This is a genomic window from Burkholderia cepacia, assembly GCF_001039005.1.
GTDB classification, from domain to species: Bacteria; Pseudomonadota; Gammaproteobacteria; order Burkholderiales; family Burkholderiaceae; genus Burkholderia; species Burkholderia theae.
Genome location: NZ_LDWR01000041.1, coordinates 325,757 through 341,050, shown reverse-complemented (window position 1 = coordinate 341,050; position 15,294 = coordinate 325,757). Strand labels below are relative to the sequence as shown.

Here is a 15,294-nt window from a genome sequence, read left to right as displayed (position 1 = left end):
CCGGCCGGACCGGCGCCGTGCCGCGCGCCATCGACGCTTCGACCAGACAATCGCTTTCGTACGAGGTCATTCAATGCAACCTGAAGGGCAATTCCAGCATATCGCGGCGCGCGAGCAAGGCCTGCGCCGCACGCTTTCCGCGCGGCAGATGGCGATGATCGCGATCGGCGGCGCCATCGGCACCGGTCTCTTTCTCGGCAGCGGCTTCGCGATCGGCTTCGCGGGCCCGAGCGTGCTCGTCAGCTACGCGATCGGCGCGTTCATCTCGCTGCTGCTGATGGGCTGTCTCGCTGAGATGACGGTCGCGCACCCGACCTCCGGTTCGTTCGGCGCATACGCCGAACATTACGTGAGTCCGTGGGCCGGGTTCCTCGTGCGTTACGCATACTGGGCGTGCATCGTGCTCGCGGTGGGCACCGAGGTCACCGCGATCGCGCTGTACATGAAGTACTGGTTGCCCGGTGTGCCGGGCTGGCTGTGGATCGTCGGTTTCTCGGCACTGCTGGTGTTCATCAACGCACGCAGCGTCGATGTATTCGGCGCGGTCGAGTATGGCTTCTCGGTCGTGAAGATCGCGGCGATCGTCGGCTTCATCGGGCTCGGCGCGTATGTCGTGTTCGGTAATCCGGGCCTGGTCGGCGGCGGCGCGGCACGCGCGGGCTTCCACCACTACACGGATCACGGCGGTTTCTTTCCGAAGGGCATGTGGGGGATGTGGGTCGCGGTGATCGTGTCGATCTTCAGCTATCTGAGCATCGAGATGATCGCGGTCGCGGCCGGCGAAGCGGAGGATCCCGAGCGCGCGGTCACGCGCGCGTTCCGCTCGACGATCGTGCGGCTCGTGCTGTTCTACCTCGTCACGCTCGCGCTGATGCTCGCGATCGTCCCGTGGACGGCGGCGGGGCGCGACGAGAGCCCGTTCGTGAAGGTGATGGAGGCGATTCACCTGCCGGGCGCGGCCGGGCTGATCAACTTCGTCGTGCTGATCGCCGCGCTGTCCGCGATGAACAGCCAGCTCTACATCACGACGCGGATGATGTTCAGCCTGTCGCGCGCGGGGCATGCGCCGAAGGCGCTCGGCGAAGTGAACGCACGCGGCGTGCCGTTCGGCGCGCTGATGCTGTCGACGCTCGGCATCGCGCTCGCGACGGTGCTGAGCGTGCTGTATCCGGATGCATCGTTCACGATCATGATGTCGGTGTCGATGTTCGGCGCGCTGTTCACGTGGATGATGATCTTCGTCACGCACTACTGCTTCCGGCGACGTCGTGCGGCGCTCGGCCTGCCGGCGCCCGCGTTCCGGATGCGCGGCTTCCCGCTGCTGACGCTGCTCGGCGCGGGCCTGATGCTCGCGGTGATGGTTACGACTTACTTCACGGCTGAATTCCACATGACGCTGATCTTCGGCATTCCGTTCCTGGTCGCGCTGTCGATCGTGTACGCGGTCTGGTATCGGCGCGCGCAGCCGGCGCTCTAGCCGGAAGCGAAGTAGCCGGCGTGGCGCGTCAGCCCGCGAACGCGGGCAGCGCGTCGATCGACGCACGCACGTAGTCGGCGAAGCGCAGCGCAACCGGTTCGGCGGTGCCGCTGCGCTTCAGCGCGAGCGTGCGCGATTCGAGCGATGCATCCTTCAGCGGCCGGAACGCGAGCCGGTCGCTCTTCACCTGCTGCAGCACGCGCGGCACCAGCGCGACGCCCATCCCGAACTCGATCATCGACAGGATCGTCTGCCACAGCCGCGCCTCGTGGCGGATCAGCGGGCTGAAACCCGCGTTCACGCACTGCGCGATGATCAGGTCGTGATAGTGCGGCGCCGCTTCGCGCGGAAACAGGATGAACGGTTCCGCCGCGAGCGCGGCGAGCGCGACCTGCTTGCGACGCGCGAGCGGATGCGCGGCCGGCAGGCAGCAGACGAACGGTTCCACGTAGACGGGCGCCGATTCGACCTCGGGCGGGAAATGGCCCCAGTGCGCATAACCGAGATCGATCTGGCCGCGCTGGATCGCCAGCACCTGCGCGTGCGTGTTCATCTCGCTCAGCACGACCTCGACGCCCGGGTAGTCGGCCTCGAAGCGCCGCACCGCATCGGGCAGCCCGCGATACAGCATCGAGTGGACAAAGCCGATCCGCAGCCGGCCCGCGAGACCTGATGCGGAACGCACCGTCAGGCGCTCGGCCTCGGCCGCCTGCAGCAGCAGCCGGCGCGCCTCGCCGAGCAGCACCTCGCCCGCGTTGGTCAGCGCGACGGTCTTGTTGGTGCGCGAGAAGAGCTGCACGCCGAGCGCGTCCTCGAACTTGCGGATGTCGAAACTCAGCGCCGGCTGCGAGATGAACAGGCGCTTCGCCGCGCGCCCGAAATGCAGCTCCTCGGCGACCGCCACGAAGTAGCGCAACTGCCTCAGTTCCATGGTGTCTCCTCCCGGCGTCGGCATCGATAAGCGATATCTATCGTACCGGATAAATCCTGTATTGGACGCTTATCGATCGCGCGCCTACGCTCTGCGAAAGGCTTTGCACAGGGCCGGCCGCGGCGCCGGGTCCGGCCGACGTGCAGGCAACCCAGGAGACGCACGCATGAACGACACCGCTCGCACGCCGGACGCCGGCGCAACCAATATCCCCGACAGCCGGGGCACCAATTTCTTCGCCGCCGATCCCGACCTCGGTGCGTTGCTGAAGCTGCATCTCGGCGATGCGCACTATGCGGAACTCGAACCGCGGCTGCGCGCGCTCGGCGCGCGCGTGTCGGGCGAGCTCGACGAGTGGGCATCGCGCGCGGACAAGCACCCGCCCGTGCTCGAGCACCGCAACCGGCGCGGCGAGGCCGTGCAGCGGATCGACAAGGATCCCGCGTATGTCGCGCTCGAACGCGTTGCGTATTCGGAGCTCGGGCTCGCGTCGCTGAGCCACGGGCCCGAATCCGGGCCGCCGCTCGTCAAGTACGCGCTGACGTTCCTGTTCGTGCAGGCGGAATTCGGGCTGTGCTGCCCGGTCAGCATGACCGATTCGCTGACACGCACGCTGCGCCGCTTCGGCGATCCGGCGCTCGTCGAACGTTACCTCCCGATGCTCGCGTCGCGTGACTTCGACACGTTGTACCAGGGCGCGATGTTCATGACCGAGCAGGCGGCCGGCTCCGACGTCGGCCGCATCGCGACGCGCGCGGCGCGCGAGACCGACGCGCACGGCGAGACCGTATGGCGCCTGACCGGCGACAAGTGGTTCTGCTCGAACGCGGACGCCGATCTCGCGATGGTGCTCGCGCGGCCCGACGGCGCGCCGGACGGCATCAAGGGTCTCGCGCTGTTCCTGCTGCCGAAGACGCTGCCGGACGGCACGCGCAACCGCTACCGGATCGTGCGGTTGAAGGACAAGCTCGGCAGCCGTTCGATGGCGAGCGGCGAGATCGCGCTCGAAGGCGCACAGGCCTACCTGATCGGTGAGATCGGCCGCGGCTTTCACCAGATGGCCGACATGATCAACATGTCGCGGCTGTCGAACGGTGTGCGCGCGGCGGGGCTGATGCGGCGCGCGCTGAACGAAGCGCTGCACGTCGCCGCGCACCGCGACGCGTTCGGCCGCAAGCTGATCGAGATGCCGCTGATGCAGCGCCAGTTGATGAAGATGCTGCTGCCGGCCGAGGCCGCACGCGCGATGTTCATGCAGATCGCGCTGCTGCTGCCGCAGGCCGATGCGGGCGACGAGCAGGCCGCGCGCTGCGTGCGGATCCTGACGCCGCTGATCAAGTTCCGCGCATGCCGCGATGCGCGCCGCGTGACGGGCGATGCGATGGAGGTGCGCGGCGGCACCGGCTACATCGAGGAATGGAGCGACGCGCGGGTCGTGCGCGATGCGCATCTCGGTTCGATCTGGGAAGGCACGAGCAACATCGTCGCGCTCGACGTCGCGCGGGCCGCGCAGCGCGAGCATGCGCTCGACGCGCTGCGCGCGTTCCTCGGCGACCGGCTCGGTGCGGCGCCGCTGCCCGATGCAAGCCGCGCGGCATTGCGGCGCATTCTCTCGCGCGCATGCGACGCGCTCGCGCGGGTCGCGGACGCAGGCGACGACTCACGCGTGCGGCAGGCCGCGTCCGCGCTGTACTACGCGAGCGCGGCCGTGCTGATGGCCTGCGAGGGCGTGCGGCTCGCGCCGGATTTCCGGCGCCTCGCGCTCGCGCACCTGGTCGTGCGCCACAAGCTGCTGCCGGTCGATCCGCTCGCGCCGGCGCCGCGCGACGACGAATCGGCCGCGTTCGACGCGCTGCTGCGCGGCGCGCCGATCTCGCTCGACATGGCGCTCGACCTGCTGCCGGAGGTCGAGCGATGAACGCGACGCGTGGCGCACTGGACGGCCTGAAGGTCGTCGACCTGAGCCGCGTGCTCGGCGGCCCGTACTGCACGCAGGCGCTCGCCGACCACGGCGCGACGGTGATCAAGATCGAGCCGCCGGACGGCGACGAGACGCGCGGCTGGGGGCCGCCGTTCCTCGGCGATACCGCGTGGTACTTCACGGGCGTCAACCGCAACAAGGAAGGGCTCGCGCTCGACCTGTCGCGCGACGAAGGGCGCGCGATCCTGTGGCGCCTGCTCGACGAGGCCGACGTGCTCGTCGAGAACTTCAAGCCGGGCACGCTCGCGCGCTGGGGGATGGACTATGCGCGCGACCTGCAGCCGCGCTTCCCGTGGCTGATCCACTGCGCGGTGACGGGCTTCGGCGCGGACGGTCCGCTCGGCGGGCTGCCCGGCTACGACGCGGTGATCCAGGCGATGGCGGGGCTGATGAGCGTGAACGGCGAGCACGACGGCGACGCGATGCGGATCGGCCTGCCGATCGTCGACATGGTCACGGGGCTCAACGCGCTCGCGGGCATCCTGCTGGCACTCGCGGAGCGCGAGAAGAGCGGGCGCGGGCAGTCGGTCGACATCGCGCTGTACGACTGCGGCGTGTCGCTGCTGCATCCGCACCTGCCGAACTTCTTCGGCTCGGGGCGCGTGCCGGCGCGCAGCGGCAACGCGCATCCGAACATCGCACCGTATGACAGCTACCGCACGGCGACCGTGCCGATCTTCCTCGCGGTCGGCAACGACCGGCAGTTCGCGCGGCTCGTCGCGCATCTCGGCGCGCCGGCGCTCGCGGGCGATCCACGCTTCGTCGACAACCGCAGCCGCTGCGCGCACCGGCCCGAGCTGAAGGCCGAACTGGAAGCGCGGCTCGCCGCGCACGCATGCGAGCCGCTCGCGCGCGACCTGATGGCGGCCGGCGTGCCGTGCGGGCCGGTGCGCACGGTGGCCGACGTCGCGCACGATCCGCATGCGCTGCACCGGAACCTGTTCGTCGAGATCGGCGCGTATCGCGGCACCGCGTCGCCGGTGAAGCTGTCGCGTACGCCGGCCACCTATCGTTCGCCGCCGCCCGCGCTCGGCCGCGATACGCGCGCGGTGCTCGATCGACTCGGCGTCGATCGCGCGCTCCAGCAGCAACTGCTCGATGCCGGCGTGCTGAAAACGGCGCCCGACCAGGCACCGCCCGACTGACACGACGCCGCCGGCCGGCAGCGTCATGCCGGCCACCCGGGAAAGGCGCGCGACAGTCGCGCCCCCGATCACAAACCTGGAGACATCGATGAGCCGTCCGTTATCCCCGCCCGCCGCGCCGCTGCGGCCCGGCCGCGCCGCCTTCGCGGCGTTCGTCGGCACCACGATCGAGTGGTACGACTTCTACATCTACGGCACGGCCGCGGCGCTCGTGTTCGGCAAGGTGTTCTTTTCGAGCACGATGGATCCCGGCGTCGCGACGCTGCTCGCATTCGTCACGTTCTGGGCCGGCTTCGCCGCGCGGCCGCTCGGCGGGATCGTGTTCGGGCATCTCGGCGATCGCGTCGGCCGCAAGACCGCGCTCGTGATCACGCTGGTGATGATGGGCCTCGCGACGACCGGCATCGGCCTGCTGCCCGGTTATGCGCAGATCGGCGTATGGGCGCCGGCCGGCCTCGTCGTGCTGCGCGTGCTGCAGGGCATCGCGGTCGGCGGCGAGTGGGGCGGCGCGGTGCTGATCGCGAGCGAGAACGCGCCGAAGCATCGCAGCATCCTGTATGCGGCGTTCGCGCAGCAGGGCTCGCCCACCGGCAACCTGCTGGCGACGGCCGCGTTCTTCGCGCTGAGCGCGCTGCCCACGCCGTCCTTCCTGATGTGGGGCTGGCGCATTCCGTTCCTGCTGTCGGCCGTGCTCGTGATCATCGGCATGGTGATCCGGCTGAGGCTCGAGGAGTCGGCCGACATGCAGCGCGTGCTCGCACGCAAGCGCACGGTGAAGCTGCCGCTGCGCGACGTCGTGCGCGATCACTGGGTGGTCGTGCTGCTCGCGGCCGGCACGCTGCCGGTGATCAACGTCACGTACTTCCGCAGCACGTTCGCGCTGTCGTGGGCGACGAAGGAGCTCGGCTACGCGCAGGGCACATTTCTCGGCATCCTGTCGATCTCGCTCGTCGTGCAGTTCCTGCTGCAGCCGGTCGGCGCGTGGTTTGTGTCGAAGGTCGACATGCGTCGCGCGATGTGCTGGATCCTGATTCCCGAGATCGTGCTGATGCCGGTGATGTTCCATGCGCTCGCGACGCGTTCGTACTGGGTGGCCGTCGCGGGCATGTGCATCTCGACGATTCCGTCGGCGATGTTCTACGGCGCGGTTGGCGGCGTGCTCGCGCGCGTGTTTCCGGCGAACATTCGTTATACGGGCCTGTCGCTCGCGTATCAACTGAGCGCGCTGGTCGTCGGCGGCGGCACACCCGTGCTGGCACAGGCGATCCTCAATGCGACGGGCAGCATCGTCGGCGTCGCGGTCGCGTCGGGGCTTTACGCGCTCGTGTCGCTCGTCTGCATGCTGGCGCTGCTGAATCGCACCGGGTACCGCGCGGACGAACTGTCGACGGCCGAGCGCAGCGACGCGGCGGAATGGGGCGCCGAAGCCGAAAGTGCCGACAACGCGAGTGGCGGGGCGGAAGCGCCGGGCGACGGTGGCGCGCTGAAACCGGCCGGTTGAGCGGCGCGAGCGCCGCAGCCGGAGAGGTCCGATCGCATCGATCGCACCTCCCCAAAAGGAAAACGGCACCGTGCGATACACGGTGCCGTTTTGTCCGGAGCGCGCGGCAGGCAAGCTGCCGGCCATGCGCATCACATCATCAGCCTTCCGTCGGCGGCACGTAGCCGGACGCCTGGTCCGCGCCGTCGCCGAAGAAGTATTTCTCGGTCTGCTTCATCAGGTACTGGCGCGCGCGCGGGTCGGCCATGTTCAGGCGGTTCTCGTTGATCAGCATCGTCTGCTGCTTGAGCCAGCCTTGCCATGCTTCCTTCGAGACGCTCTCGTAAATGCGCTTGCCGAGTTCGCCCGGCAGCGGCGGGAAATCGAGGCCTTCGGCTTCCTTGCCGAGCTTCGCGCATTGAATCATTCGAGCCATCGTTTACTTCTCCTGTAATCGGACTGGGGGAGGGCAGTCGTGCCTGCGCTCAGAGCTGCTTCATCAGCACGAGCGACTTGCGCTGCCAGTTATAGAGTTTGCGGCGGTCTTCCGGCAGGTCGTCGACGCTGACCTTGACGAAGCCGCGCTTGAGGAACCAGTGCTCGGTGCGCGTCGTGAGCACGAAGATGTGCGTGAGGCCGCGCGCCCGTGCGCGTTGCTCGATGCGCTTGAGCAGGCGTTCGCCGTCGCCCGAGCCCTGCGCTTCCGGCGCGACCGTCAGGCACGCCATCTCGCCGATCTTCTCCTGCTGGTACGGATACAGCGCCGCGCAGCCGAACAGCACGCCATCGTGCTCGATCACCGAGAAGTGGTCGATGTCGCGTTCGATCTGGTGGCGGCCGCGCCGCACCAGCGTGCCGTCCGACTCGAGCGGCTCGATCAGCGACAGGATGCCGCCGACGTCGTCCGGCGTCGCCTCGCGCAGGCTTTCGAGATTCTCGTACGAGATCATCGTGCCGACGCCGTCGTGCAGGAACAGTTCGAGCAGCATGCTGCCGTCGAGCGATTGCGGAATCAGGTGCGCACGGATCACACCGCCGCGGCATGCACGGATCGAGTGCTTCAGGAAGAACGCGTCGTCGCCCTGCACGTTGCCGGAATCGAGCAGCTCGGCCGCCGCGTCGAGCGACATTTCGCGGATCAGTTCGCCTTCGTCGTCGACGATGCCGGGGCCGTCGGTCAGGAACACGATCTTGTCGGCACGCAGCGCGATCGCGGCGGCCGATGCGACGTCTTCCATCGACAGGTTGAACGCTTCGCCGGTCGGCGAGAAACCGAGCGGGGACAGCAGCACGAGCTTGCGGCTCGCGAGCGAATGGCGGATCGATTCGGCGTCGATCTTGCGCACGATGCCCGTATGCGCGAAATCGACCCCGTCGAGAATCCCCACCGGCCGTGCGGTCACGAAGTTGCCCGACACGACGCTGATGTGCGCGTGCGCCATCGGCGAGTTCGGCAGCCCCTGGCTGATCGCGGCCTCGATGTCGAGGCGCACTTCGCCGGCCGCTTCCTTCGCGGATTCGAGCGCGCGCGCATCGGTGATGCGCAGGCCATGCGAAAACTCGGATTCGACACCGTGCAGGCTCAGCTGCTCCTCGACCTGCGGGCGCGAGCCGTGCACGAGCACGATCTGGATGCCCATCGCCTGCAGCAGCGCGATGTCGGACACGAGCGCGTTCAGCAGCCCCTGCTGTACCACCTCGCCGCCGAACCCCACGACGAACGTGCTGTTGCGGAACTTGTGGATATAGGGCGCGACGGAGCGCATCCAGTCGACGAACTGCGCGTGGCTGGCGGCCGAATCGTCGGCGGCCGGCGGCGTCGCGGTGCCGGTCTGGGCGGGAGGGAGGTCGGTTTGGGAATTCATGGGCGGGATTATAATGCGCCCCCATGTCGAATGTACCTAAAAGTCCCGCGCCGACGCGGGCCAAAGCGCCGTCGGCCCGGCACCCGGATGGTGCGGCCGATGCGCGCCAGCAGCAGGGCCAGCCGCCGCGCCAGCAGCACGAAAAGCAGGCAGGCAAGCCGCCGCGCGGCGACGAGCACCGTGGCGACGAGCGCCAGCCGGCCACGGCGGACGCGCCCCAGGCAACGGACGCGCGCGCGCCGCGCCGCGAACGTCCGCCGCGCGCTGTCGTCGCGCCGAATCCCGTCCCGCCGATCACGTACCCCGAAAGCCTGCCCGTGTCGGGCAAGCGCGACGAAATCGCGCGCGCGATCGCCGGTCACCAGGTTGTCATCGTCTGCGGCGAAACGGGCTCGGGCAAGACCACGCAGTTGCCGAAGATCTGTCTCGATCTCGGCCGCGGCCTCGGCGCCGGCGGCACGGGCCTGATCGGCCATACGCAGCCGCGGCGTCTCGCCGCGTCGTCGACCGGCCGCCGGATCGCCGAGGAACTCGGCACGCCGTTCGGCGAGGTGGTCGGCTACAAGGTGCGCTTCACCGACAATCTCGCGCCCGGCGCGTCCGTGAAGCTGATGACGGACGGCATCCTGCTCGCCGAGACGCAGACCGACCCGCTGCTGAAGGCGTACGACACGCTGATCATCGACGAGGCGCACGAGCGCAGCCTGAACATCGACTTCCTGCTCGGCTACCTGAAGGAAATCCTGCCGAGGCGGCCGGACCTGAAGCTGATCGTCACGTCCGCGACGATCGACGCCGACCGCTTCGCGCGCCATTTCGGCACCGACGAGCGCCCGGCGCCCGTGATCGAGGTGAGCGGGCGGTTGTATCCGGTCGAGATGCGCTATCGCCCGGTGGCGGAGGATCGCCCGGCCGTGAAGCATGCCGAAGGCACCGCGGGCCGCGACCGCGTGAAGACCGCGCGCGAAGCCGAGCGCGACCTGATGGACGCGATCGTCGACGCGGTCGACGAGCTGTGCCGCGAAGGCCCCGGCGACGTGCTGGTGTTCCTGCCCGGCGAGCGCGAGATCCGCGAAGCGGCCGAGGCGCTGCGCAAGCATCATCCGCCGCACACCGAGATCCTGCCGCTGTTCGCGCGGCTCTCGGCGGCCGACCAGGACAAGGTGTTCAAGGCGTCGAACGCACGCCGGATCGTGCTCGCGACCAACGTGGCCGAGACGTCGCTGACGGTGCCCGGCATCCGCTACGTCGTCGATACCGGTCTCGCGCGCGTGAAGCGCTATTCGTACCGGAACAAGGTCGAGCAGTTGCAGGTCGAGTCGATCTCGCAGGCTGCCGCGAACCAGCGCGCGGGCCGCTGCGGCCGCGTGGCCGACGGCGTCTGCATCCGCTTGTACGAGGAAAGCGACTACCAGGCGCGCGTGCGCTTCACCGATCCGGAAATCCTGCGCTCGTCTCTCGCGTCGGTGATCCTGCGGATGAAGTCGCTGCACCTGACGGCGATCGAATCGTTTCCGTTCCTCGAACCGCCTCCCGGCCGCGCGATCGCGGACGGCTACCAGTTGCTCAACGAGCTCGGCGCGGTCGACGACGACAACGCGCTGACGCCGCTCGGCCGCGAACTCGCGCGGCTGCCGCTCGACCCGCGCGTCGGCCGGATGATTCTCGCCGCGCGCGACCAGCAGTCGCTGCGCGAGGTGCTGATCATCGCGAGCGCGCTGTCCGTGCAGGACCCGCGCGACCGGCCGATCGAGGCGCAGGAGCAGGCCGACCAGGCGCACCGTCGGTTTGCCGACGAGCGGTCCGAATTCCTGCAGTGGCTGAAGATCTGGGCGTGGTTCGAGGACGCCGTCGCGCACAAGAAGTCGAATCGCCAGTTGATCGACGCGTGCCGGCAGAACTTCCTGTCGCACCTGCGGCTGCGCGAGTGGCGCGACGTCCATTCGCAGTTGCTGACCGTCGTGCGCGAGCACGGCTGGCGGCTCAACGAAGCCGAGGCGACCTACGAGCAGGTCCATCTGGCCCTGTTGACGGGCCTGCTCGGCAACCTCGGCCTGAAGGCCGACGACGATCCGCACTACCTCGGCGCACGCGGGATCAAGTTCTACCTGTGGCCGGGCTCGGTGCTCGCGAAGAAGGCCGGCCGCTGGGTGATGGCGGCCGAACTCGTCGAGACGAGCCGGCTCTACGCGCGCTGCCTTGCGAAGATCGAGCCCGAATGGATCGAGAAGGTCGGCGCGCACCTGCTGAAGAAATCGCTGTCGGAGCCGCACTGGGAAAAGCGCCCGGCGCAGGTCAGCGCGTTCGAGCGCGCGACGCTGTACGGGCTGCCGATCTATCATCGGCGGCGCGTCGCCTTCGGCAAGCAGGATCCGGCGCGCGCGCGGGAGCTGTTCATCCGCGGCGCGCTCGTCGAAGGCGAGTTCGACACGAAGCTCGCGTTCTTCGCGCACAACCGCAAGCTGCTTGCCGACATCGAGCAGCTCGAACACAAGTCGCGCCGCCAGGACGTGCTGGTCGACGACGAACTGATCTATGCGTTCTACGACCAGGCCCTCCCGGAAGGGATCCATACGGGCGCCGCGTTCGAGCGCTGGTATCGCGACGAGGTGAAGCAGGGCGGCCAGCCCGAGGACAAGCTGCGGCTGCTGTACCTGTCGCGCGACGACCTGATGCGCCACGAGGCGGCCGGCGTGACGACCGAGCTGTTCCCGAAGCGCGCGACGATGGCCGGCGTCGAGATGGCGCTCACGTACCACTTCGAGCCCGGCACGCCGCGCGACGGCGTGACGCTCGCGGTGCCGCTCTACGCGCTGAACCAGGTCGACGCGCGCCGCTGCGAGTGGCTCGTGCCGGGGATGCTGAAGGAAAAGGTGCAGCTGCTGCTGAAGTCGCTGCCGCAGAAGCTGCGCCGGCACTGCGTGCCGCTGCCCGAGTACGCGGCCGGCTTCGTCGAACGGATGGGCCGCGAGCGCTTCGGCGCGGGCGGGCTCGTCGAGGCGCTGATCGCCGACGTGCGCGGCGAGACGCAGATCGCGATGAAGACGGCCGACTTCAAGCTCGAGACGCTGGCCGCGCACCTGTTCATGAACTTCAAGGTGATCGACGAGCACGGCCGCCAGCTCGCGATGGGGCGCAATCTCGCGCAGCTTCGCCAGGAACTGGGCGCGCAGGCGCAGCAGCAGTTCCAGAAGATCGCGGCGGCGTCGACGATCGCGACCGGCGGCGAGACCGATGCGGGTCCGGCAGCCGGCCAGGCGCCGGCGGCTGCCGCCCCGGCCGGTGCCGCCGTCGGCCGCGGCGCGAAGGCCGGCAAGGGTGCGGCGCCGCAGACGGGTGCCCCGGCGGAAGGCGGCGCGACGGCGCTGTACGAGAACCTGACGACGTGGAATTTCGGCAAGCTCCCCGAGTTGCTGGAAATCCGCCGGCGCGGCCAGACGCTGTACGGCTACCCGGCGCTCGTCGACCGCGGCACGCATTGCGACGTCGAGGTGTTCGATTCGCCGGAGGAGGCCGCGCGCATCCACCGGGCCGGCTTGCGGCGGCTGTTCGCGCTGCAATTGAAGGAACCGATCAAGTTCCTCGAGAAGAACCTGCCGGGCCTGCGCGAGATGGCGATGCAGTACATGTCGCTCGGCTCGCAGGACGAGCTGCGCGACCAGCTGATCGACACGGCGCTCGACCGCGCGTGCCTGCAGGATCCGCTGCCCGACGACGACGCGAGCTTCCATGCGCGCCGCGACGAGGGCCGCAGCCGCGTGAACCTGCTCGCGCAGGAAATCGCGCGGCTCGTCGGGCAGGTCCTGGCCGAATACGCCGGGCTCGTGAAGAAACTCGCGCAGGCCAAGCCGTTCGCGCAGGCGCACGCGGATCTGCAGCAGCAACTGGCCGCGCTGGTCGGCAAGCGCTTCGTGATCGATACGCCTTACGTGCAGCTTGCGCACTTCCCGCGCTACCTGAAGGGCATCGCGTTGCGGATCGACAAGCTGAAGGCCGATCCGGCGCGCGACGCGAAGCAGTCCGGCGACCTGCTGCCGCTCGCCCAGCAGTACCAGCGCGCGGTGTCGCAGCGCGGCGGCGTCGCCGACCCGCGGCTCGCGGAATTCCGCTGGCTGCTCGAGGAATTGCGGATTTCGCTATTCGCCCAGGAACTGCGCACGCCGATGCCGGTCTCTGTCAAGCGGCTGCACAAGGTCTGGGAGTCGATGCAGCGCTAGCGCAACAGCGGTTTCCCGGCCCGCACCGGCGGCCGGCGACGGTCGGCCGCGCGGCGCTTGCCGCACCGGCCGATCCGGCCGCCGCCGCGTGCGTCGAAGTGGCGCAATGCCGGTTTCCGTCAACCGGCGGGGCCGGTTGAACGTTTTACAATGACGGTTGTTCCTCGACGTGAGTCTTCATGCGCACTTTCCTTTCCCTCGGCCGCACGCTCGTGCTGGCCGCCGCCGTGCTGGCGCCCGCCGCACACGCGAATAACGTGATCGTCCTCAATTCGGCCGAAGCGACGCTTTCCCTGATCGACCAGCAGACCCGCCAGGTCGTCGGCACGATGCCGACCGGCAAGGAACCGCACCACCTGATGGCCACGCCCGACAACGGTTCGCTGATCGTCGCGAATTCGGTCTCGAACAGCCTGATGTTCGTCGATCCGAAGACGGGCAAGCTGCAACGCACGGTCGAAGGCATCGAGGATCCATACCAGCTTGGCTTCTCGCCCGATCACAAGTGGTTCGTGTCGACCGGGCTGCGCCTCGATCGCCTCGACATCTACAGCTACGACGGCCGTGACGTGAAGATCGCGAAGCGCGTGCCGCTCGCGGTGATGCCGAGCCACCTCGCGTTTACGAAAGACAGCAAGACGGTGCTCGTGTCGCTGCAGGTGTCCGGCGAGATCGCGGCGGTCGACCTCGCTACCCAGACGGTCAAGTGGAAGATGCCGGTCGGCAAGGTGCCGGCGGGCCTGTGGCTGACGCCGGACGACAAGTACCTGCTCGTCGGGATGACGGGCGCCGATTACGTGGCGGTCGTCGACTGGCGCAACCAGAAGGTTGTGAAGACGATCCAGACCGGCAAGGGCGCGCACAACTTCCGTTCGCTCGCCGACGGCACGCACGTCGCGATCACGAACCGGGTCGCGAACACGATCAGCATCATCGACGAAAACACGCTCACCAACGTCGGCGACATCACCGGCCTGCTGCCGGGCCCGGACGACATGGAGCTGTCCGCCGACAAGAAGACGCTGTGGGTGACGTTCCGCTTCGCGAAGAAGGTCGGGATCATCGATCTGCCGTCGCGCAAGCTGGTGCAGACGATCTCCGTCGGCCGCTCGCCGCACGGCATCTACTTCTACGACCGCGCGCCGTGGAAGGCGGCGAACGGCGCGTGACGGACGGAGGCGAACGATGCTGCACCTGATCGATGCGTTCGTGTCGGACATCCAGACCTGGCTGTACGTCGACGTCGTGCAGCCGCTCCTCTTCAAGTTCAACCTGATGGACTATGACGAGGACACCTACGACGCGCTGTACTGGGTGATCGTCGGCGCGCTGCAGATGGTGCTGATGTTCGCGCTGCTGCGCCCGCTCGAGGCGCTGCTGCCGGTCGAACGCTGGAAGAACCGCCGTGCCGTGCGGGTCGACGTGATCTACACGGCGATCTCGAAGCTCGGCATCTACACGCTGTTCTTCTTCTTCGCGCTGCAGCCGGTGTTCGATAACTTCCAGGCATGGCTGCGGCTGCACGGCGTCTCGAACTTCAACCTCGACTACCTGTGGCCGGGCGTGACCTCGCAGCCGATCGTCGCGTTCGCGATCTACCTCGTCGTGCTCGACTTCGCCGGCTACTGGTATCACCGCTGGCAGCACAAGTTCGGCATCTGGTGGGAGCTGCACGCCGTCCATCACAGCCAGCGGCAGATGTCGCTGTGGTGCGATGACCGCAACCACTTGCTCGACGACGTGATCCAGTCGTGCTTTTTCGCGTCGATCGCGCTCGTGATCGGCGTGACGCCGTCGCAGTTCGTCGTGCTGACCGCGTTCACGAACTTCATGCAGAGCATCCAGCATACGAATGCGCGGCTGTCGTTCGGCTGGCTCGGCGAGCGCCTGCTCGTGAGCCCGATCTTCCACCGGCGCCACCACGCGGTCGGCTACGGCCACGAAGGCACCAAGTACGGCTGCAACTTCGGCGTGCTGTTCCCGTGGTGGGACATGATGTTCGGCACCGCGTCGTGGAACCGCACGGTCGAGCCGACCGGCATCCGCGACCAGGTCGAGGGCGTGTCCTACGGCGAAGGCTTCTGGGCGCAGCACGGCCTCGCGTTCGTGCGGATCTTCCGGCGCCTGTTCCCCGCGAAGCGCGGCGCGGCGTCGGCCTGATCCGGTTACGCCGCCGTTGAACGCCTCTCCCACGCGGC

General features: G+C 68.5%; 10 protein-coding genes. 7 read left to right on the top strand and 3 right to left on the bottom strand.

The window, feature by feature from the left end; all coding sequences use genetic code 11:
- The first annotated feature begins 73 nt into the window (after positions 1 to 73).
- Positions 74 to 1,477, top strand: a complete 1,404-nt coding sequence (locus tag VL15_RS23305; protein ID WP_048248819.1) for an amino acid permease — start codon at positions 74 to 76, stop codon at positions 1,475 to 1,477.
- Positions 1,478 to 1,505: 28 nt separating this feature from the next.
- Here VL15_RS23305 and VL15_RS23300 read toward each other — a convergent pair whose 3' ends face one another.
- Positions 1,506 to 2,408 (bottom strand): LysR family transcriptional regulator, encoded by a 903-nt coding sequence (locus tag VL15_RS23300; RefSeq protein ID WP_048248818.1) that lies wholly within the window; start codon positions 2,406 to 2,408, stop codon positions 1,506 to 1,508.
- Positions 2,409 to 2,574: 166 nt separating this feature from the next.
- Here VL15_RS23300 and VL15_RS23295 point away from each other — a divergent pair, with 166 nt between their 5' ends.
- From VL15_RS23295 to VL15_RS23285, 3 genes are all read left to right on the top strand, one after another.
- Positions 2,575 to 4,326: an acyl-CoA dehydrogenase family protein gene (locus VL15_RS23295; protein ID WP_048248815.1), complete on the top strand. Its 1,752-nt coding sequence runs from the start codon at positions 2,575 to 2,577 to the stop codon at positions 4,324 to 4,326.
- Positions 4,323 to 5,534 carry a CaiB/BaiF CoA transferase family protein gene (locus tag VL15_RS23290; protein WP_048248812.1) on the top strand — a complete coding sequence of 404 codons (1,212 nt, stop codon included), beginning with the start codon at positions 4,323 to 4,325 and terminating at the stop codon, positions 5,532 to 5,534. Before VL15_RS23295 ends, VL15_RS23290 begins: the two co-directional genes overlap by 4 nt.
- Before the next feature lie 88 nt (positions 5,535 to 5,622).
- Positions 5,623 to 7,035 carry an MFS transporter gene (locus tag VL15_RS23285; protein WP_048248811.1) on the top strand — a complete coding sequence of 471 codons (1,413 nt, stop codon included), beginning with the start codon at positions 5,623 to 5,625 and terminating at the stop codon, positions 7,033 to 7,035.
- 139 nt (positions 7,036 to 7,174) lie between these two features.
- On the opposite strand, the gene VL15_RS23280 is transcribed toward VL15_RS23285, so the two are convergent.
- Both VL15_RS23280 and argA read right to left on the bottom strand, forming a co-directional pair.
- Positions 7,175 to 7,450 (bottom strand): oxidative damage protection protein, encoded by a 276-nt coding sequence (locus VL15_RS23280; RefSeq protein ID WP_006478357.1) that lies wholly within the window; start codon positions 7,448 to 7,450, stop codon positions 7,175 to 7,177.
- Between the two features lie 49 nt (positions 7,451 to 7,499).
- Positions 7,500 to 8,879, bottom strand: coding sequence for an amino-acid N-acetyltransferase (gene argA / locus VL15_RS23275; RefSeq protein WP_048248810.1), 1,380 nt, complete (start codon positions 8,877 to 8,879; stop codon positions 7,500 to 7,502).
- Positions 8,880 to 8,902: 23 nt separating this feature from the next.
- On the opposite strand from argA, the gene hrpA reads away from it, so the two are divergent.
- The 3 genes from hrpA (at position 8,903) to VL15_RS23260 (ending at position 15,256) form a co-directional block, all read left to right on the top strand.
- Positions 8,903 to 13,096, top strand: a complete 4,194-nt coding sequence (gene hrpA, locus VL15_RS23270) for an ATP-dependent RNA helicase HrpA (RefSeq protein ID WP_048248808.1) — start codon at positions 8,903 to 8,905, stop codon at positions 13,094 to 13,096.
- 179 nt (positions 13,097 to 13,275) lie between these two features.
- On the top strand, positions 13,276 to 14,265 hold the full coding sequence (locus tag VL15_RS23265) for a beta-propeller fold lactonase family protein (RefSeq protein WP_048248807.1): 990 nt from the start codon (positions 13,276 to 13,278) through the stop codon (positions 14,263 to 14,265).
- Positions 14,266 to 14,281: 16 nt separating this feature from the next.
- Positions 14,282 to 15,256, top strand: coding sequence for a sterol desaturase family protein (locus VL15_RS23260; RefSeq protein WP_048248805.1), 975 nt, complete (start codon positions 14,282 to 14,284; stop codon positions 15,254 to 15,256).
- Positions 15,257 to 15,294: the final 38 nt, after the last annotated feature.